Source organism: Microbulbifer maximicatervae (SeqCode) (assembly GCF_052466985.1).
Genome location: NZ_CP174298.1, coordinates 193023 through 214928, shown reverse-complemented (window position 1 = coordinate 214928; position 21906 = coordinate 193023). Strand labels below are relative to the sequence as shown.

At 41.4% G+C, this 21906-nt stretch carries 17 protein-coding genes; 7 read left to right on the top strand and 10 right to left on the bottom strand.

Annotation, left to right across the window (positions count from 1 at the left end):
- Nucleotides 1–267: 267 nt before the first annotated feature.
- Nucleotides 268–783, bottom strand: coding sequence for an RNA polymerase sigma factor (locus ACJJI3_RS00970; RefSeq protein ID WP_444907717.1), 516 nt, complete (start codon nt 781–783; stop codon nt 268–270).
- 968 nt (nt 784–1751) lie between these two features.
- Between ACJJI3_RS00970 and ACJJI3_RS00965 the strand changes: the two genes are divergently transcribed.
- The 7 genes from ACJJI3_RS00965 (at nt 1752) to ACJJI3_RS00935 (ending at nt 7612) form a co-directional block, all read left to right on the top strand.
- Entirely contained in the window at nt 1752–1928 is a 177-nt protein-coding gene (locus ACJJI3_RS00965; protein ID WP_444941171.1) for a hypothetical protein, read from the top strand.
- Nucleotides 1847–2287, top strand: a complete 441-nt coding sequence (locus ACJJI3_RS00960; protein WP_444942532.1) for an alpha/beta hydrolase-fold protein — start codon at nt 1847–1849, stop codon at nt 2285–2287. Before ACJJI3_RS00965 ends, ACJJI3_RS00960 begins: the two co-directional genes overlap by 82 nt.
- A gap of 813 nt (nt 2288–3100) precedes the next feature.
- The gene (locus ACJJI3_RS00955) at nt 3101–4570 is read left to right on the top strand and encodes an alpha/beta fold hydrolase (RefSeq protein ID WP_444941170.1); all 1470 of its coding nucleotides are present in this window, start codon (nt 3101–3103) and stop codon (nt 4568–4570) included.
- A 123-nt stretch (nt 4571–4693) separates the two neighbouring features.
- Nucleotides 4694–5788: a PaaI family thioesterase gene (locus ACJJI3_RS00950; RefSeq protein ID WP_413662716.1), complete on the top strand. Its 1095-nt coding sequence runs from the start codon at nt 4694–4696 to the stop codon at nt 5786–5788.
- Between the two features lie 134 nt (nt 5789–5922).
- On the top strand, nt 5923–6456 hold the full coding sequence (locus ACJJI3_RS00945; protein ID WP_413662717.1) for a DUF2058 domain-containing protein: 534 nt from the start codon (nt 5923–5925) through the stop codon (nt 6454–6456).
- 8 nt (nt 6457–6464) lie between these two features.
- Nucleotides 6465–7025: a DUF1415 domain-containing protein gene (locus ACJJI3_RS00940; protein ID WP_413662718.1), complete on the top strand. Its 561-nt coding sequence runs from the start codon at nt 6465–6467 to the stop codon at nt 7023–7025.
- The gene (locus ACJJI3_RS00935) at nt 7025–7612 is read left to right on the top strand and encodes an endonuclease dU (protein WP_444893254.1); all 588 of its coding nucleotides are present in this window, start codon (nt 7025–7027) and stop codon (nt 7610–7612) included. Before ACJJI3_RS00940 ends, ACJJI3_RS00935 begins: the two co-directional genes overlap by 1 nt.
- 68 nt (nt 7613–7680) lie before the next feature.
- On the opposite strand, the gene ACJJI3_RS00930 is transcribed toward ACJJI3_RS00935, so the two are convergent.
- The 9 genes from ACJJI3_RS00930 to ACJJI3_RS00890 form a co-directional block, all read right to left on the bottom strand.
- Complete coding sequence (locus tag ACJJI3_RS00930) at nt 7681–8550, bottom strand: alpha/beta hydrolase (protein WP_444941169.1); 870 nt, start codon at nt 8548–8550, stop codon at nt 7681–7683.
- A 129-nt stretch (nt 8551–8679) separates the two neighbouring features.
- Nucleotides 8680–10059 carry a M23 family metallopeptidase gene (locus ACJJI3_RS00925; RefSeq protein ID WP_444941168.1) on the bottom strand — a complete coding sequence of 460 codons (1380 nt, stop codon included), beginning with the start codon at nt 10057–10059 and terminating at the stop codon, nt 8680–8682.
- Nucleotides 10060–10068: 9 nt separating this feature from the next.
- Nucleotides 10069–11556, bottom strand: coding sequence for a M56 family metallopeptidase (locus ACJJI3_RS00920; protein ID WP_444941167.1), 1488 nt, complete (start codon nt 11554–11556; stop codon nt 10069–10071).
- A 3-nt stretch (nt 11557–11559) separates the two neighbouring features.
- Entirely contained in the window at nt 11560–11958 is a 399-nt protein-coding gene (locus ACJJI3_RS00915; protein ID WP_444941166.1) for a BlaI/MecI/CopY family transcriptional regulator, read from the bottom strand.
- Between the two features lie 215 nt (nt 11959–12173).
- On the bottom strand, nt 12174–12572 hold the full coding sequence (locus tag ACJJI3_RS00910; RefSeq protein ID WP_444914306.1) for an MAPEG family protein: 399 nt from the start codon (nt 12570–12572) through the stop codon (nt 12174–12176).
- 103 nt (nt 12573–12675) lie between these two features.
- Nucleotides 12676–13143, bottom strand: a complete 468-nt coding sequence (locus ACJJI3_RS00905) for a hypothetical protein (RefSeq protein ID WP_444941165.1) — start codon at nt 13141–13143, stop codon at nt 12676–12678.
- A 167-nt stretch (nt 13144–13310) separates the two neighbouring features.
- Nucleotides 13311–13796 (bottom strand): hotdog fold domain-containing protein, encoded by a 486-nt coding sequence (locus tag ACJJI3_RS00900; RefSeq protein WP_444941164.1) that lies wholly within the window; start codon nt 13794–13796, stop codon nt 13311–13313.
- Between the two features lie 1082 nt (nt 13797–14878).
- Entirely contained in the window at nt 14879–15850 is a 972-nt protein-coding gene (locus ACJJI3_RS00895) for a GlxA family transcriptional regulator (RefSeq protein ID WP_444941163.1), read from the bottom strand.
- A gap of 1296 nt (nt 15851–17146) precedes the next feature.
- A complete protein-coding gene (locus ACJJI3_RS00890) occupies nt 17147–21139 on the bottom strand; it encodes a DUF6531 domain-containing protein (protein WP_444941162.1) in 3993 nt (1330 codons plus the stop codon).
- Between the last annotated feature and the right edge of the window lie 767 nt (nt 21140–21906).

Here is a 21906-nt window from a genome sequence, read left to right as displayed (position 1 = left end):
AAACCTATTTCAGGCTCAACAACATTTAAGACGCGAGAGCTAAAAGAAAGGGGGGATAAAAAATAAACTTGATTTTTTGAGGGTTAAAGCAGAATTATTAGCTAAATATTTCGAAATCCGCAACAGTTAGAACTAAAAAGCCAAACCTCTGGCGTAGCGCTAGCAGAATCACTCACCAAAAAATTTCTAGTTGAGCTTGTTGTCTCGTTAGACATCTACTCGAAAAAAGGTCACAACCTACAGCACAATATGACCTATTTTGCGCCATCAAGGAGCTTCCTCTGCCACCTGCCTAACCTTGGTCAAAGCACGCTGTATTAACTCTTTAACCGAATCCTTAGAGATTCCCATTTGCTCCGCAATTGCTTGATAAGTCATTCCCTCAAAGCGATGATAGCGAAAAGCTGTACCAGCTCTTGGCGGCAATCCTAAAATAGCTTCCAGAACTCGGGTATAAGCCTGTATTCCCATCACCGTCCGTTCCGGACTAATCATGTAAGGGATATCGACTTTGTGATCAATAGAGTCATGTAACCCTCCACACCTAGACTTTTGACGCCTACCATGACTAATCAAAAGATTTCTTGCCATGGCATAAATGTAAATTCTTGGGTTTTCGATTTGCCCTCCATACTTTTTGATACGAATATATAACTGAATAAAAACCTCCTGAACTAGATCATCAACATCAGATAGATTAACTCGGGAAGAAAAGTAACGTTTCAAATCCAATCCATACTCACCAACCCACTGCGTCACATCATCCTGATAAAAGTTTTCCATTTTTCTAGTAAACCATCTCGTGTGACCGACCGGTTTCCCTGAGCTTCTGGAAAATTTTGCAATACTTAGTACAACTTACAGAGGCTCTCTAGAGACAATGAACAAAACAAACCATCGATCAATTATTTTTTGGTCAAATTATTTTTGTAGTACAAAACCAGCCTTATTTTCAAAATCGAGTATCAACTAGCTAAACCAATATAAGTCTTTAGTTTTACTAAAGTTAACTTCCCCTAAAAACACAGAGAGTAGACAAAAAACATACGATAAACGACCACCTCCAGTGACTGGAAAAAAGTAACGCCTAAATTACAAGCATAGAGAGGTATTACTATGAACTTCAGCGCCTAAAGGCTAATCAAATCGTAGACTATTAACCTTCAAAAGGAGGGAAAATAAAAGAGGGGAAAATGGAACAAGTACTTGGATAATTGTAGATATGAAAAAGTTACATTACGAAATATAAAAATAGAATTACTTACTTCTTCCGTTTTTGTAGTAGTAAAGTAGATTTTTACACTTCCACAGAAACATTGAGAGCTTCATACTCTTTATCTTATTACAAAAAAAATTGCTATCTTTTGAATAAATCTTATGCGAACAGTTTTCAAGATGAATCATTTCTATATGCTAGAGTACTTTCCTGACTTTTTGTTCACGCCGGCATAGTCGCAACTGGGAAAGAAAATGACACTTTCGTTTATAGAGCCTGTCAAGCCACTATACAAAAAGTACAAGCGTTTTACCCGTGCTAAAGCCCTGAGAGGGCCCTAAGCAACCTTGTTTTGCACTCTCAGCCTTTGTTCAGCCCCTTCACTTTCAGTGAACGCAGACATCTCACCGTTCCAAATTCCTCGAAGCAGCAGCCTGGAGTTAAAGATCCTATCAGTACTAGGTCCTATTCACTTTACGTTAAGTTACCTAAGAGTTACGAAAGTACCCTCGACTAACGATATCCTTTAGTGCTTATGACAGATGCAGACTCAGCCTTTCAGGCCACTTCAGGTACAACTCAAGTGCCGATGGATTTTGGCAAATTGCAGGAAGTCATTTTAGTTGGACTATCTTACTCAAAAGGGTCAAAAATCATGCCAGCCGTATTCGGGACTTTACCCCCATCAGCGATAAAAACTGGAAATATTTAACTGGCAAGGCCTATGAGTATGCCACTTTTATTCATGACGTCATTTTGCCCCTCCTAGCAAGATCACATCGCCTATCTGACAGTGGACACACGTTTATAGGGCACTCTCTAGGCGGGCTATTTGGCATATATATGTTGCTTACCAGGCTAAGCAGCTTTGATAACTATATACTCAGCAGTCTATCGGTGTGGCACGATCGTGCAAGAATCTTTAATATGAAAGCTACTTTCAGCTCTAATCACCGAAAGGTGTTTATTGGAGTTGGTGCCATAGAAACTCCAGAAAAAAGCCAAATTCGCAACGACATGGTAAGGGGAGCGAGGCAGCCCCAAAGAAAATTAGTCATTGAAGAAGGCTAGAGATAAGCCCCCGACTGCTCATTATTCCAGAAGCAAATCATGGCACTTCATTTCCAACTACTGCCATTTAGGACTTGGCTTGCTATACAGAACGAGAATGTAAGAGCAATAATAATATGAACTACTAGATGACAGTTTTATCAATACAAAGGTCTTTTATATCAACGATATACAACCACTAAAATTTATAAAAATCTCATAGGCGTGATGAACAAACCAAAGATAAAAAGGCTATCCTTATTGTTATAGCTGGCATTTTTTCATTGACACTATAGCCTCACTTTACCAAAGCTATTATCTAGGGATGATGAATTTCAAATCGCCATACGATTCGCTCTCAGACACCCTACTTCAGGTAAAATATCTACATCAGAGGCGCCCCATGAATCTGAGCATAATGATTTTATATAACAACCCATAATACCTGAACACTTGCCACCCCAGGCGTAGAACCATTTTTTAGTTATTTTAGAGCAAGAGCTTAATTGCTAAATAGTGAATTTAAGGAAAGCTAGCTTTCATAGAGTTGCAATATTGCCTGTCATTGATTATAACCTTGCACGGACCCCATAAGCCCATTAGTACTGGGGTTTAAACATCCACCTACTATTTTTCGGACTTCTGTCTGACAGCCTAATTAAACCGAAATCCCTAGTGAGAGGTTAATAGCTTATATTACCGATATTCACGGGGTATCTATATCGAGAAAAGCCCCATGAGCTCTCGAATAAACTTTTTATCCACTTGAAAATAAGAGCCCAATCTAAAACAATAACATTCGCCTAAGTTCGACAATAAGGAAGTATCGAAACAATGAAAAATAATGCCAAAAAAGCACATCTTTTCGCTCCGCTAATAATAATGCTATCACTGAGCCCTGTCAGCGGATCAGCAAAGTCCATTAACAATGAAAAACCGCACACCTTTACTACATGGAGCAAACAAACTGCAGAGGGCTATCAAGGCTTTATTGAGGTACCAGAAGATCGCACTAAGAAAGATAGCCGTAATATCACCCTCCAATATGTAAGGTTTCCTGCAACAGGAAAGAAAGTGGGCCCACCAATAATCTACCTAGCAGGCGGCCCTGGTGGCTCAGGAATTACGGCCGTTAACTATCGCTTTGATATGTTTATGGAGTTGCGACAATTTGGTGATGTTATCGCATTAGATCAACGTGGTAGCGGCCGTTCCAATGACCTTCCCAATTGTGAATCCAAGCAAATTGTACCTTCCCTTGAACCAATCACCGATACCCAGTATATCAACTACCACCGCAAAGCCCTAAAAGAGTGCTTACATTTTTGGGAACTTAGTGGTGTAAACCTAAATGCCTATAATACTCTCGAAAATGCCCGAGATCTTGATGCCATACGGAGCCATTTGGGTGCAGAGAAAATAGTATTGTGGGGAACATCTTATGGAAGCCATCTCTCTTTGGCAGCGGTAAAGGAGATCGAAGGTTCTATTGGTAAGCTAATTTTATCCAGTGCAGAGGGTTTGGACCAAACCATCAAGCTGCCCGCCCGAACAGATTACTATCTAAACCGTCTACAACAGGCAGTCAATCAGCAACCCGCAGCAAAAAAAGCCTATCCAGATATTAAAGCACTTATAAGCCGAGTCCATAAAAAACTTGAGTCACAACCATTGAAAATTAAAATCCCTCAACGGGATGGCAGGGAAGTCGAATCCCTCCTACAGCGTAGGGATATGCAACAACTAGCCTCGGCATTCATTGCGGACCCTAAAAGTGTCAGCCATCTACTCAGGTTTTATCGCGATTTGGACCAAGGAGCTACATTAAGTTTCGACAAGGTGCCCAGACGTTACTTCCCCGATGAATTTCTGCAACCAGGCATACCCATATCCCTGCGCCCGATGCCTACGGCGATGGATATAGCCTCTGGAATTGATATGAAGCGTAAAGCACAGGTTGTAGAACAGGCACAAAAATCTCTACTGAAAGACTACCTAAATTTCTCTCTGCACTACGATAATTTAGCGCCAGAGTTGGATCTTGGGGATAAATTTCGGGAAAAGCCAGTCAGCAATATTCCGGTATTACTATTTAGCGGGACCTTGGACGGAAGAACTTACCTGGAAGGTCAATATGAAGCCATTTCAGGGTTCAAAAACGCCACTAAAATAACAGTCGAAAATGCAGGGCATAATTTATTAATGGCTTCCCCTGAAGTCCAGGATGCGATAAACCTATTCATGGAAGGGCAGCCTATCCCGAATACCCATATCGTAGCCAAACTACCCAACTTAGCTCCATAACCAGTATCCGCCGATCGATAGCTGCGCTGTTAGGGTAGAAGACTCTTCCGCAGCTTTCTCCCTTTTTCGCATCCAACAAACCCTCACATTACCCTTGTCCTAGAAGCAACTGGAGGCTGGGGGATGACCAATATCACCGACGAAGTCCATCGTGGTGCCATCTGTGACCTCAGGGCGTTGCAGCAACCTGGTCTCGACACCTTTAAACGTTACATTCGCGGCAGCTTACCCGGGCCCCCTTTTTGGCGACTAACGGGTATGACTCCCACCGAGGCCGGCCTTGGTAAGGCCACCTATTCTATGCCTATTACGCCGTGGCTAGCTGATGGGACCGGGATCTATTGGGGGGGGATCTATGCCATGTTTGCAGACGCCCCCTTGGCCTCCGCAATATGGACAACCTTGCCCGCTGGTAAAGTCTTGAGCACATCAGAATTAAATATGTGCTTTATTCGACCCATCACTAGCAGTACACAAAATATTGTTGGTAGAGCTACGACCGTTCATTCAGGCAACCAGGTGGGGCTCTCAAGTATTCAGATTAACGATCAGGAGGGGAGAACCCTCGCTTTCGGTAGCACTCGCTGCCTTATTGCCGACTTTCCAGTCAACCCAGATCAGGAGCTTCCAATTCCCGACCTAGGACCAACAGATACACCTGACCCTTATCTTCGCCCTCCTCCAAAAACGTTCTTTTGCGACATGGCACACTTACCGGAGCAAGTCCCTATCGAATTGCAGAGAACCACGATTAGTGAGGGGCGAACTCACCCTATCTGGATGCTCACAGGTTACCGCGCTATAGAGGTTGAAAATGGTCGCTGTATCTCGACTATGCCCTCCTCTCCCTGGTTCTCCAATGGGACCCTTTCTATATATGGTGGACTTTTGGCATGGGCCGCAGATTTCACCATGGGAGGCGCGGTCTACTCCACACTGCCTGCAGGATCTATATTCGCTACTCTGGACATGCATATCCGCTTTGCTCGCCCAGCCAAGCTCAACAGTGGCGACTTGATTCTGGAGGCACAGGTACTCCACCGCGGCCGGCAGCTGAGGGTATCCTCTTGTAACATTGATACTCCCAGTGGCAAGCGGGTGGCTATTGCTACTGGCTCAGCCCTGGTAATTCCAGGGGGTGCTCAAATGCTGAGTGACGGCAAGGAACCCGATGAAATCATCGCAACTGCTACCTCCGGTAAGCCTTGGACACCATAAAAATCTTTAGCGGTAGTTGGACCGTCTTCAGGTAAAATACCCTCACAAACTATCAACCCATATGGTTGGTGAAAATTTGATCAGGCATACCTGTAAAGGCTGCCGAAACTTTAGACTTTCACGGGGAAGAGACTATGGCCTCATTGCAAGACCAACTACTCCAAGCAGGACTTGTCGATAAAAAGAAAGCCAAACAAATCAGCAAAGATAAACGGAAGCAACAGAAAGTTGCGAAGAAGTCTTCACAACCCCAGATTGATGAAACAAAGCTAGCAGCACAAAAGGCTCAAGCAGAGAAAGCCGCTCGTGATCGCGCCCTCAATGCTGAGCGCGATGCGGCTGCACAGCAGAAAGCTATTGCCGCGCAAATCAAGCAATTGGTGGAAAAAAATCGCCAACCTTATTCTGGTGAAATTACTTATAACTTCACTTTCGACAAAAAAATCAAAACCATCTATGTCAGCGAAGAATTAAGGGATCACTTAATTGCGGGGCGCCTGATGATTGTTGTCCAGGGAGAACAATTTGAGTTGGTTCCACGGGTTATTGCCGAGAAAATTGCGGAGCGCAATAGCGATATCGTAATCAGGCCTGCTGAAAGTTCAGCAGTGGTAGATGAAGATGATCCCTATGCAGACTTTCAGATCCCCGATGATCTTATGTGGTAAGCAGTCAAATGGAAAAAGCTGTTACTCAGGCGGTAGAACAATGGCTTACTGATGTGGTTGTCGGTCTCAACCTCTGCCCTTTCGCACGCAAACCTCTGCGTGCAGGGCAAATTCGACTCAAGGTGAGTCCTGCCACAGGAGACGAGGCGCTACTCAGTGATCTATTGTCGGAATTACGTCGGCTCGATACCACTTCGGAATCTGAATTGCTTACCACCTTATTGATTATCCCTAATCACCTAGGGAAATTCAGCGACTACAACCAGTTCCTGGATTTAGCAGAGTGGTTACTGGAACGCAACGACTATGTAGGCACCTATCAATTAGCCAGCTTCCACCCAGATTATCAATTTGCTGGCACTGCAGCCGCCGATGCGGAAAACCTAACTAATCGCGCACCCTATCCTATCTTACACCTGCTGAGAGAAGAAAACCTGGAAAAAATGATAGATCTATATCCAGATCCAGAGAGTATTCCAGAAAATAATATCCGTCGTATGGAATCATTAAGCCATGAGGAAAAACTAAAGTTATTTCCCTACTTATTTCTTCAGGGCAACAAGAAATAATGAAGCCTCTGGCAGAATTATTACGATTAAGGAAGCAGATCCGAGTTATCGGTTTTGATGACGCCCCTTTTGAAAAACGAAGGGGCGCGCCGGTAAAAGTAAGCGGTATTGTCTGCACCAAAACTCGCTTTGAGGGAATGCTTTGGGGGCAGGTAAGCAAAGATGGGATGGAAGCTACAGAAACACTTGCCACACTGCTGAAAGAAAGTAAATTCTACAGCCAGGTAAATGTCGTATTGACCGATGGAGTAGCAGTGGGTGGTTTCAATATTATTGATCTACCCAAGCTGGCCGATATCTTACAGCGCCCTTGTATCGCCTTAATGCGAAAACCACCAGACATTCAAGCCATTGATAAAGCGCTGCAAAATTTTCCTGACTATCTACTGCGTAAAGAAACCCTGATGAAAGCTGGGAGTATCCATAACTACAATAACTTCCATTTTCAAGTGCAGGGATGTGAACCGGAGATTGCCGCCCAGGTGTTAGAGCAAACCACTGACACTGGGTATGTCCCTGAAGCTCTACGTTTAGCCCATATGATTGGCGCGGCAGTAATGACCGGACAAAGTGGCAAACGCGCATAATTCCAATAGCATAATAGATCTACCATTTGTCGCGGGCAGCTATAGCTCTTCTTTTACCGCGAAAATTATTATATTGCCCACAAATCCTGATATACCCACCTTAAACCTTTTGTCAACCCCACCGGGAAAGTGGAATAGTGGTCCGTACCGCTCACCACCTCTCCACTAAGCTTTAATCCACGATAATTACGCGACTGTAATTTAGCAAGAAATCTCTTATGCCCATCTACCATATCATTACGCATGTGGCTCTTTTGTATTGTCTCCAAAGCGCCAGTGGCAATATAGACGTTTACAGGCAGTGTGTTGTTATGGCTTGCATATTTATCCTCCAAATCAAAGATCATTTCATCCTTAAACCAAAGAGAGGGACTTGTCAGGATATAAGTGGAAAACAACTGTGGATTGGTAAGTAATACCCAAGCACCAAAAGATCCACCCAATGAATGACCTGAAAGAATCCTACGTGTGGGATCCCCCCTAAAGCTCACCTCAATAAAGGGCATTACTTCTTTTTCAATAAACTGTAAGTACTTACTGGCTCCACCAGTTGTATAACGCTTCCACCCACTATCGACTACGGGCGTGAGATCTCGAACTCGACTATACTGCCCGTTTTCTCCGTGAGCGAATGAAATAGCGACTACGATGGCTTTATCCATATCCTTAAAGTGTGTAACACCCGAGGCAACCTTAAATGTATGAGGCCCATCATTAAGGTAAATTATCGGGTAGGTCTTATTTTTATTGTCATCGTTCGAGTAACCTGATGGTAACTTCACGTACAAGTCGTATTTGCGTTTGAGAATATCAGAGTCAACTGTGTATATTTTAGATCCACTTAACTCAAAAGATTCAGAAACCTTGGTAATGAGGGGCTTTGCAATTAGTGAATTAGACAGCACCAGAATGGCTATCAGCAGAATAGCTCTAATCATATTTAACCTAGTTTAATTTTATACTCAATATTGCTTTAAGAAAAAATTCGCTACCAACAAAATGTAAGTCAGTTAAACCCTGAATATAATAAGGAGAGAGAGAAATAAAAAAGATAAAGAAAAGCCTAATTATGAATCAAACTGATTTGGTTGAGCGTACTTTATCAATTCATCTTGAATCTTTTGAACCTGTTGAGAAAATTGATTTAAAGAATCTCCTACCAGCCCCTTACTAATAGGGAGGTCAAGCCTTAATGGATCAACAGCCGTACCATTTTTATGAATCTCATAGTGCAAGTGACGCCCCTGCACACGACCTGTAGCGCCAAGGTAACCGATTACCTGCCCCTGTTTTACTCTTCCCCCTTTACTAATTCCTTTCGCGTACCCCTTAAGGTGCGCATAAACAGTCTTTATCCCGGAGCCATGGCGAATACGAATATAGTTGCCGAAACTACCAAAATAAGAAGCTCGCTCAATAATACCATCACCTGCAGCCAATATCGGCGTGCCCAAAGGGGCTCCAAAGTCCAAACCTTTATGTACTCGGGTATACCCTAGGACTGGGTGCTTGCGGCGCCCAAAATAAGATGACAACCTTGCATTCTCTAACGGAGTACGCATTAGAAACCCTCTAGAGCCTTGGCCATCAGGGTAAAAATAATCCACCCCCTGAGGTCCCTCAGTAGAAAACCGATATAAACTTATCTTTTCTCCACTAAGAATAAGCTCAGCAAATAAAATTCTATTTAGTTTTTCCTTTCCAGTTTGGCTATTGAACAAGGTATCATAGAAAACAGAGAATTGATCACCTGCTCGAATCTGCCGTTGAAAATCTACGGAATAACTAAATATTTCATTTAGTTTTGTGAGCACAGAATTAGATAGGCCAGACTCTTTTCCACTTTGGTATAAACTGCCCGAAATTTCACCTTTAACGTAGTATTTCCTGGCATCGACAGGAGATTCAAATTGACTAGTTCTATAATTGTCTCCATGTCTAACCAACTCCAAACTCTCTGCAAAGCCAACAACCAAGGTAAGCTTATTAAGCTTTCCAGTGGTATCTATTGTTAAGTTAAATTCCTTACCAACTGGTAGGATACTGACATTGACATGTTCCGACAAAGCCTGAATTATTTTATACGCTTCTGCACGATCGACTCCACTATCCACCAATAGTGATAAAACCCCTTGGTTTTTAGCTAGTTGAACTTTTTTTGTGCGCTCTAGATATTCTTCCTCAACTCTATATGGAGGGGCCACCTCCCTACGCTGCATCCCTTCATCTTGATGTACCAAGGATAGATCATTGAGTAGGGGCAATGTAAAAGATAAATCATATTGTACCGATTTAACATTGGAATGGTTTTCCAATAACGGCCCTGCTATCGCCAGTGATTGAATCGATAAAAGAACCAGCAACAAAGCCATCCTCCAGATATCGATCAGAAAGAAAATAGTTAATCGCCTCACAGGTAACCCTACTTTTCTTAAGTAATAAATCACACTCCCCCCTTACTTCGCAAGCAAAGTGTCTGGGTTGATTCGCTTGCCTTCTTTGATAAGTTCAAAGTGAAGATGTGGTCCTGTTACACGCCCTGATATACCCACAGTTCCTATCGCTTGGCCGGCACGTACTGACTGCCCTGCCTCAACCTCCCGCTGATTTAAATGGGAGTACAGAGTTTTCGTATTATTACCATGGTCAATAATTATGATTTTCCCATAATTTTTATGCTTATAATCATCAGTAGAGACTATTACAACACCACTTTCAGCTGATACCACCGGAGTACCAATCGGTGCCGCAAAGTCAGTACCTTCATGGGGTTTTTTGCGAATTTTACTGAAATCACCAAAAGGGCTACTAATACGGGCACTCTCAACCGGGACTGTCAATTTGGTAATCTCCACTGAAGCCATTGTTAATCCCGGTTTTAACAGTAGCCCTCCGAGTATTAAAATGGTTGAAAAACTGCAGAACAGCATAGCGCGTAAATAGACACCTAATTCGCCATTATTAGACCCCGCCCTTGAGGCTTCCATAATATTCAAAAGTCTGCGTCGGAAAAAAGGAGCCTGACTCGTACCACCAGAGAAAGAGAAAGCTACAACCCAGTCACTTGTTCTTTGTGAAGAGTTCCGTCGAAGAGCGTCAATCATTGCTTGTGCATAAACACGGTGCAATTCTCGCTTACATGACTTTAGAACTTCGCGATCGCACCCCAACTCTATCGCCCAGCTGAATCGAGACTTCATCCAACCTAAGAAGGGATTGAACCATAGGATGCAAGTAAATATATGCACAATCAGAATCAACAAGGGGTCAAGCCTTTTCAAGTGCATAATTTCATGCTCAATGATTAGATGACGCTCCGTTTCATTCATTGATAAAATATAGGAGGGAAGCACCAATTTACGACTGAATAGCTGCATCACAAATGGTGTAATCGTTGAGTGTGTTATAAACACCTGAGTCTTACTTCCGATTAGAAAATCACTTTGAGATGAAGTAAAAAACTGGTCAAATTTAACAACAGAAAGCTTATTATTTGCTATTAAACGCAATTTCTTGCCATAGAAAAACTGACTCACTACCACTTTAGATAAGGTAAAAAACACCCCGGACAGATATATAAGCAACCAAAGAAAAGCCAGTAATTCAACAGAACTCAAAGAGGTCGATACATACTCATGCAGAACTATGTTAATTGGTGGTATAGAGGTAGCCTCATAAGCTGGCGGTAATTCAAAATTCAGATCCGGAGCAATACCCAACGTTAACTGGTCGCTCAATTGCGCAAGAAAAAATGGGGAACCGGCAGCAACCATTGCACACAACCAGAAACTTCGCCAATGGTATATCGCATTAAAGCTGTCTTTATTTCTAGCTGTTGCCAGCCAAATAACAATAAAAACCAACCCCGCCCACAATATTGAGAAGAAAGAAGTAGCTAGAAAATCCAGTGCAAATGGTAGAACTGTAGAGACTATCTCGGCCATAGCCTATTCACCATCCTTGCTGACCGGCTCAGAGTCAGGCCAGGAATCGAGTACTGCCTGAAGCTCCTCGATATCTTTATCACTCATTAACTTACTGCTGGCAAACATCGACACAGGAAAGGGACCATCAAGCTCTAATACTCTTTCAGCGAAATCTCTTGCATATGACGCCAAAGTTTCCACCTTCTCAATCGCAGGGCTATAAACATGGATTCCATGGATCTCAGATTGAGCCACAAACGACTTATCCCGCATCCGATCTAGTGTCTTTCGAGTAGAGGAGTATGACCAACCCAATTCAGGTCCCACCCGATCATGTAACTCTCTGGCACTCAGCGGTTCTCGCCTCCAAAGGGCTTTCAACAGCGCAAGTTCTGATGGGGACGGTTTTACCTTTTTCATTTTATCTTCCCGTGTGACAGTCAGGGCTAGTGTGCGACAAGTGTCGCATTCGGTCAACCACCCTGCAGGGAAACTTGTAAGGTTGTTTTTTATACAGCCAAGATCGTAAACAGTTCTTGCCGGCTGGCAAAAAGTTAAAAGCTATCGATAGACCAATCGATTTTGATCAGTTTAAGCACCAACCAATATAAGGTTTGAAAGCGCTTGCAACCAACTCAAAGCCTCAGGGCTTGCTGCACCAGCGCCAAGCAAAGCCCCAATCCAAAGATATAAGTGCCTACGGCACCCAAGAAGCGCATTGGGTTAGGCTTTGCCATAGTGGAGGGAAATAAGATGCCTGCAACAAAAAGAAATCGACAAGCGGTCAGCAGAATAACAAACCACCAAACCCAGGTAGAAGACTGCCCTAAGCTCACTAAGTAAATAAGTACCATCAAAAGGGGAGCATATTCTGCTGTATTTGCATGGGCCCTTACCCATTTGTGCAGGGTATTATCGGGGTCGAAAGAATGCCCAACTAAAACCTCATACTTACCGCGCCCAACAGTAACCAAGGCGCCGAGCAGAAGGGATAATGCCGCTAAGAGCCCAATACACAAATAGTAAACATTCATAGAAATCTCCATTTTCTATGTTATTTGTACAGGGAAGGCATTTTAAGCCTCGCCTCCCCGCCCTAGTTGTTCACACTATATAAGCATCATTTTCAGCTACATTTTAAAGAATCACAGCAGTATCTCTGGAGCCTGCCGCGAACAATGCAACCAGAGAAAACTGTGAAAAACCTTGATCAGTAGATAAATACTCTTTACACCAAAACCTAAGTTCATCCGACCATTTAACCAAAGCTTCCTGCCTCTTCGGCTCAGCATCATATTGGGAAGCCAGTCCAGCAAAGTGACAGTGCACAACTACTTTAGAGTCATTGCTCCGACTATCATCAACTACAGATACAGTCATAGAAGCAGATACAGACTCCCAACTAATCAGGAAGTACAGAGAAGTATCACTTACATTTTCATCAAGCTTGGAAATTGCGAGCTGTAATACCTCGGAAAGGTCCTGATAAATATCATTATTCGCCAAGGCAGTACTTTCCGATCGGTGTAACTCATGCTCCGTAGCAGTTTTATTTTCACCACCAAAGAGGCATGTCGACTTTTCTATCTGCCAAGCCAATCTCATAAACCCTCCAAATACATCAAGACTGAACAAAGAAATATTCTACGAGATTTATGAGTAGAGCACACTTCATCCCCTCCCAGCCTGCATACTCTTCTCCATATTCAAGCTCAAAGTAAGGCAATTCCCCTTGAAAATACACCAAGAGTTGACCTCAAATGACAACTCTACTACTTCGCGTTGGGGCGCTCTGATACACGCATGGTAATATCGGCATGAAATACTTCCTCTCCATTAGTATCAATAACGCTCACAGGCATAACAACATCGCCAGTCTCAATGGTTTTAAACCCTGGATACTCACAAACGGCTCGCAGATTAGTCTTCGCCATCTTTAAGTACTTGACTTCCATCCCTACTGGTATCCAGCGAAAGCGTCGATCCAAAGACACATCCAAACAAACACCGCCAGCTAATTCAGCGGCGTTACACATAGCGATAGCATGTACAGTACCGATATGATTTGTCACGCTCCAACGCTTATTCAGTAAAACCTCCACTTTACCCGGTGATAATTCCAGGAAACGTGGCTTGATTGAACGAAAATACGGTGCCTTAAGTGCCACTAATTTAGACACCAGCCAGCGGCCCAATGCCGAGCCGCCAAATCGCCCCCAAAGATTAAGTACTGGGCTTTTAGAAGATTGATAGTCCATCTTACCTCTCCATCCTATACATCGAACCGCCACTCTATATGGGCGGTCTTAAGCTATTTAGGCCACTATATATCAACTTCCGGTAGTCCAGGATAATCAGATCTATCAGTTTTATTGACATGGGCTATTCCAAGCGCAGAAATGCCCAAGAGGAGGTTTGGTTCATAAGCGAGTGCAACTAATAGGGCTAAAGCTAATAATTTGTATTCCCTAAAAGCATATCCATTAATAGGTAAAGTAAGTATATCTGCAAGCTGAGAGGCATACTAAATGGCAATCGCTACTGCGCACATTGAAAGATTGTTTTTGATGTCCAAAAAATTCACTCAGACAATCTTTTACAAAAAAGCTTAGATTGAGTATCTAATTATATGTCAATTAATACTGAAGATTAGATATCGAAAATTGCCAGACCAGAAAATCTTAGATTAAATTCTAACTATACTTCTCGCTGCGGTACCTGCTTTATCCATTTCTAAGACATCTAACTTTCAATATATCCACCATAATTAAGGGTACATTATAAATCTGTCAGAAATTTAATATTGCAAAGGGTATGGTCGCGCCCCCACAACGCACCAACAATATTAGATTCCCAGAATATTTACACCTCTAAAGGGATCCCTTTCATGAGCCTAATTTTATTAGGCCACAAATCTATCACTATTTTTTCGCCACACATATATAGATATCTGGATATAATTTTAAGGCTATATCACTTGCCAATTACTACCGGCCTGTTCCTAATAGAGACCGAGAAGCTCGCACTCTACCCGCGAAAATTAGAGATTCTAGTTAACACAACAAATTAATTCCTATTCATGGGACCGACTCAATCAGCCCTAGCAATGAACCATAATGGAGAGAACCAAGCTTTGGTGTAAGAATAAAAGTCAGCGAAAAGATTTTCTCCCAAATGCAAATCTAGTGGAGGTATCTACAAAAGGAAAGACAAAACAAGCATTAGGTAAGAAGAACAAAAATCTCTAGCAGAAAATGTTATCTATATTTGCATCCAAGGATAAAAATATCTTTTCTGAAAATGAGACAGCCCTACCGAATAGACTGTCCCATAAATTATCTCACGACAACTTTCGACGGTATTCCCTCGGCAACATACCCTTATTTCGGCGAAATGCCCTTCTAAGCTGCTCTTGAGACTTAAAACCACAGATAGTAGCAATACGCTCCTGAGTTAACGCTTGAGTTGCTAAAAGCTGGCAAACCTTTTCAATGCGAATTTTCTCAACGAATCGACCTGGAGTTACTCCCATATCCCGAGTAAAGCAGCGAGCAAAGTTTCTCGGACTCATAGATGTCTTTTCCGCGAGACTATTAACGCATAAAGTTTTATCCAAATTACTATGAATCCATTGCACCAGCTCTAAAAAACGATCACTCTTTAACTGGCTCATAAGATAAGTGCTACTCTGTTTATGATCTCCATCTCTCTTGAGATATAAGACCATTAATTGAGCAACAGCTAAAGCAATACCCCGACCAAAATCATCCTCTACCATTGCCAAAGCCATATCAACCCCCGCACTAACACCTGCAGAAGTATATATATGATCATCTTTGACAAATACAGATTCTGAATCGACATCCACTTCTGGGAATCTCTTCAGCTGATCAATATATCTCCAATGGGTAGTGGCACGCCGACCATTTAGCAAACCTACTTTTGCGAGAATCAGAGCTCCATTGCCAATAGAGCCTATACGCTTAACTAAACCAGACTGAAGAGAAAGCCATCTATTCAAACATTCACTGATATTCAAATCATCAGCAGCATTAAGATTACCGCTCACAAGGAGAGTATGAATTCCTCTTGAATCAGTAAAACATCTATCTGAGCATATCCTTAAACCTGATGAGATTTCCTTGGTATCTCCATCTTCGGCTAAGAATTCAACCTCATACTGATCATTACAACTAAAGCCCCTATCCTTTAGCTGCTGATTTGCCAGCGAAAACACTTCTGCGGGCCCCATTACATCTAATGAGTGTGCCCCAGGGTAAAATACGATAGATACTTTCTTTTTACAGTTCATTTTAAATTGCAGAATAAGCGTAAAACTATATACCAAACTCAAAAATCACTGTGCGGATTACTAACTTATTAAAAGAAACTTCAGGAATACTATCTTGGGTAGCCCAACCACCTCAGAGGAAGGTGAAAAAACGCCATAGCGGAAGCTGAATAAAACCTAAATAAAATCCAGATTAACTGGAAACACTACTAATAAGTTAATTCTTCACTTGATCTGAGTAATATACCAGGTGGCTACTACCCAATAGTGAGAATTGATCACACGATGATTCTAACCCCAATTAGAGACTACAGGCAAACACACTATCCATCAGCCACACTCTCATCATCCATATACATAGAAATGCTATTTAATAAGGCACCTTCAGAACCAATATCACAAACTGTTAATCCTGTATTATTAAGCAATCCTGCCCCTAAGGTACCAGCTTTTTCTATTCTGTAAAGTAATAACGATATTTTTTTTCGGAATATATAGTCGTATATGAAACAGCCTTGCATCCTGCCAAATAAACTTTGATTGCGGCCAATAATTACAACAAAGAAACACTACCCAGCCACATCAACAGAAGAGCCACTTCAAAGACCTAACGCCATTAAAGGAAAAAGATAATCATTCCTAATAAAAGGAGCTGTAAATATCTAAAGTCCTATTCATCTCAGCTAATATGAATTGATTCAAGGCAAGAAACAAAAGAAACTCACATTTATCGCCTAAAGCCTTCGCTCTATCGTATAACGACCTAAAAGCCCGCAAGAAGTGCACCGCCGTACCACTTACTTATTCGCTCATATGAGCATCAAAATATTGATAATCTCATAGAAATTTAAATAATTTATCGACTCAAATAACCTCAGGCTTAGTAAGCTCTCTAACATATTGTTACAGTCGGTTGGGTGCTGAGCCCCATAGCTGGGACTTTCGAGGGTTATTAAATATAGATAGGTTTCAGGCTACGCATGGTAATCTGCTACTTCCAGGGCGGATAAGCAATGACTACCGACAACCTTGGCAGGATAGCCAAGACTTCAGAAAGTGAGTTTTCATTATTTATGGAAAATAACACACTAAAGCTATTGCCCTTTATGTTGCCGAAAGCCCTATCTAGCAATTTAACCCGCATAGACTTATATAAGCTAAAAAGGACAGCAACTTGTCTTCATGTAAAGAAGCACTGAATATGATTTATCTCAAAATGCAATACTGCTGTAAAAACTTACGCAAATTAACGTATTCAAGCTTTCGAGTTAACCCCCTATATCACAGACAACTTATAAGCCTTTACGAAATAATACTTCATTTACTTTGATCGTCATTCTTAAGCTGTTGAATAAGCGTATCACCAGACCAAAAGAATCTGACACAACCATCATAATTTTCTTTTCTTACACATCGCCCCAAGGGGTCGTATTGATACCGAATCACATCCTGAAATTTCTCTACACCTTTTTCTACTTTTAGATTTTCTATTTTTATCAACTTTTGCTGACAATTATAATGGTATCGAATCCTCTGTGCCCCCTCCCCTCCAACTTCTTCAACACGACCTGTAGAAGAGGTATAACCACGGGATATATTGCCATTATCAACGATTCTATTCTCAATAACTTCTTTGCCAGGAATCTGACTATCAAGCTTACTCGTCGAGTTAAGCTTACCTAGGAGACTATCAGCGGGGTCATAAATTAAGAAGGCAAGAAACTGATCTGAATCACTCTTACAAAAGTTATGAACATTAAAGATATTTTTATTAACCTTGCCGGAATGATTAACTCTGGCAAGTGAACAGCTACTATTCGGCAATAAATTCAAAATATTTGTAACTGTATCAATTGGCCTTTCAAACTTACTGACAATAAAGCCTTGCACATAAACCTGAGGATCATAATTGTCCAGAGGTTTCAACCCTTCGGTTGTTTTTATCAACAAAGAATTGAAATTTCCATTTACTGAGGAGAAGGGTGAATTCTCAGATTCCACAGAATGATCAAAGATAAATTTAACATCTTCTTTTCTGGATAGTGAAGTTGCCGTAAGATTACCTAAAATATCATACTTATAACTGAGCTTACTATCATCTTGCCATTCCGCTACAATACGACCACTAGCATCATATTCCCACTTCAGACTACAGTAATTATTTTTAGCTTCGATCAGTTGCCCTAGGCAATTATATCTAAAGCTATTAACGCCCTCTAGCGTAGTTTCTTCTATTAACTGGCCCAGCAAATCACGTTCAAAGTAGATATCGGTACCAATACCTGATTGAGAAGCAATTACTTCCGTAGAATTTACTAAGTGGCCAGCGACATTATATGCATAGTGGGTAACACGACCATAGAAATCCTCCTCTTCTATTAATCGGTTATTGAGATCATATTTCAGCCGATAACACTCACCCTTTTCATTTATAAGGCAAATTAAATTGCCCTCTCCATCATAATGATATTCTAATTGACTGCCACTGGAACTAGTCTTGCTCTTTATTTGATGGAGTGCGTTATAAGAATAACGCGTATAATTCCCATCCTTATCTAATATTTCTGAAACTAATCCATGCTGGTTAAATCTGCACTGAATATCTGTATCTTTTTGAGCAACCTTAACATTGATCCGACCCTGATCCTCATTCTTGCAAGAAGCCTCTTTCGTCTCAGCAGGCGTTAACAATTCCGTGCGAATATCAACATCATATCTACAATCAATAGATCGTCCGAAGGGGCAACTTATTCTTAATAGCTTATTGCTGCTTCCCCACAGATAACTCGTAACATTACCTAATGAGTCACTAATAGAATTAATCATGCCAGCAGAGGTATAGTCATATTTCACTTGGTTGCCGAGCGGGTCTTCAGCTAGCACCAGCTGTCTTTTTTTGTTGTAACTATACTGCCAACTGCTATCTGATGGATCAGTATACTTTGTGGCGAGACCTTCATTGTTATATTCAATTTGATAATTATTACCGGCCACATCTATCTTCTCGGTCAAGCGACCCTGATTGTCATATCGGAATAACTCCTCACGTATAGTCCCATCAGTACTGGGTAGCCGTACTTTTGTAACGTGACCTAGATCGCTGTATTCATACCACGTTTCTCCACCTTCAGCATCTTGATGGAACGTGAGTAATCCGCGATTATTGAAGTGAAAACGTTGCCGCCCGCCTCTCGTGTCACACATCGTTGCTCCGTGACCACTTTCCTCCCAGATAAATTGATAACTGTAAGCAGCTTTTTCGCCAATAGGGTCCCCCCACTGCCGTATACAATGCGCTGAACTACCCTCAGCATCCCACTGAAAATAAAAACTATAACCAGTTTTTAAAGTTCTTTGTTTAATAAGGCCTTTGTGATAAACATACTTTTCATTATTGCCAACACTGTCTACAGCTTCAGTCAGATTATTTTCACTATCAAAGACATATTGAGCTACTACTTCAGAACTTCCCGAATTATTTTCTTTTGTCAAAGTATTTATAAGGTGACTTTCAGGAGATTCATCAAGCGAGCTAATGTATAAAATTTCACCGGAACTACTCTCGACCGATCTTAAATACTCCCCTGAGTAGTTGAATAAATAAAAGTTATCGTTATCATCCCGAATCTCAGCGAGCTTTAACGCACCAGTTTCACCAGTAGCTTTAAAATGTCTTTGTACTCCATTGGAAATTCCATATGTCGTAATGATCCAATGCTCATCGTTTACTCGCGTGAGAGTTAATCTCTCATAAATATTATGACTGCGCGAGCTATTTCCGGGAGCTGGCAAGCTAATTATTCTACCTTCAGAATCAAAGAAGAGAATGGGTTTGCCTGGACGCCAAACCAAGCGCTCGCTAAATGTATGAGTCCAGCCACAACCCAATCCGAAATTTCTTGAATTACTACTGCGATAGGTACGAGTTACCGATAAGGGTAGTGCCCCCTCCAATACCAAATCTTCTAAAGTAAACTGAACCTCTCCAGTTTTTAGATTTACAGACCTAGTTACTTCACCAGTAACATTATCGCTCTGACATATATCGGAGTTATAATTTTCACCTACTTCGCTAATGTGGTTATCAGTATCATATGAATAATCCCTGACACAATTTATCTTATAAAATTCAGACTTTACATCATGGGACACTGTGAAAGCTTGTTCACTACCCCTTTTATTTTCTCGCAGCTCGTTACCCACTTTGACTTGCACTAAATTTCGACTATTTTTTCGGGATGCAGCTATTTTGGGGGTTTTCTTTGCGGATACAGCAGTGCTTTTGCCTACTGTCGGATATCCTGAATTTTTAGCAAGTATTTTCCTTTGCTTTTTTGTCCTGGCAAAATCAAACATTAAATCGCCAATATTACGGAAAGCATTCACTAAGCGCTTATTCTTAGTTAAGGATGTTATAGCTACATCTCCCTCAGTCAATGCCGCAAGTGCTATAGTCAAAATGATCTCAAAAGTACCACTTGCAGTTAAGTTTGTGTGCTGCAAGCTATGTTGTGTTTTGATGTAGTCCTGGGCAAAATGAAAAACTGCTCCCCGAAGAGTTGGGTCACTATAAATAACCTCGGCTATGTTGAAACTCAAGCGGAGCTGCTTTTTTGAAACAGAACTGGGATTAAAGCCTAGTACATCAATCACACCTCGATACAGGGAGGTTACACATTCATCAGCTTCTTCTTCTGGAGTTTCTTCATATAAGACATAATTGATTGCTGCAGAGCTAAACTCAAATGATTGACGTGCTGGACTTACTATCTTCTCAACATCAACAGCACTCTTTGACCAAATCGATAAGCGCCACACAGAGCTGTCAGTTTCTTTTACTTTCTTTTTTGCAGTTGTTACACGCTTCACCCAACTCCAATCAGTTTGCTGGCTAATAAAAGCCTTATCTGCAACTTCCTGCGTAATAATTTTCTGCAAGCCCATACGAATCTTAGCAACCAACTCTGTTTGTAGATCCCCCAATGCCGAATATGGCAATGGGGCCTCTTCAATAATCAGTTGATTCTGAGCCAATGCCCGATAAATGGCTTTATCCCGCTCATTAAGATAGCCAGGCACATTACTTAATCGCGATTGAGATGGGGGACGCTCTTGCTCAGGGTCTATATCTGGCGCAAAGGTTGTGTATAAGCCAAGGTACTGGTCATATACTAACTGAAGAGTGTTAGTATCGAACATCCTCAATAATTCAGCAGCATCAATCTTTCTAGAGGGACCCGTCTGGCATATCCATCCAGGCCGCACCGCATAACGAGAGCCCTGAGAGTTTTCGATATAGAGCTGTATCAAAAGTTAAATCCTATCAACCGCTGACCGACTATTCTGCGGTCATCAAAAAACGAATCCATTCAAAGCACCTAAACTAGGTGCTCAACTTCGACATAATCATTTCTACTGGGACGATTTTTCTTTCAAAGGACAAAGAAATATATTTCAGCCTTCTTACATCGGTTTTAAAAAATCGGCTGAACCAAGAATAGTTTCTACGTCCAAAATTTTGACAATGAGTGTGAAGTTTAGTAGTGCGTGTTTCAAAGCCGGGAACAATAAGCTCTCGATTCACATTCAAGTCTTCACTATCACAAGCAAAATATTAAAAGTCAAAATAGCAACATCAAAGGCTATACCAATAGGAAAACCATAATTCATCCACATCTAAAGACTTTTCAAATGATCTAAACGAAATAGTTATAATCCCTATCTAATAGCTACTAAGCCAATCCTCCAAGATACCTAACATACCACCATCTTTCGGAGTAACTAGAAATTAGGTGAAAGCTAACTTAATTTGTATTGTTGCGATAGGAAAAAACGATTACAGGAGAGTACACTGCATATAGTGCAATTAAATTTGACTAGGGTCAAAGAAAGAAAATCACAGTCAAGCGATATATGGCAGCATATTCTGACAAAAAAGTACCATTTAGCGACATTAAATATAGTTTAAAGTTATGGATGGTAAAATAATCTCAAAGAGAGCACTTGAGTCCCATTAAATTGTCAGCGTAAATTATAGTATTCGCTCAAATAATATAATACAAAATTGATAACGATTC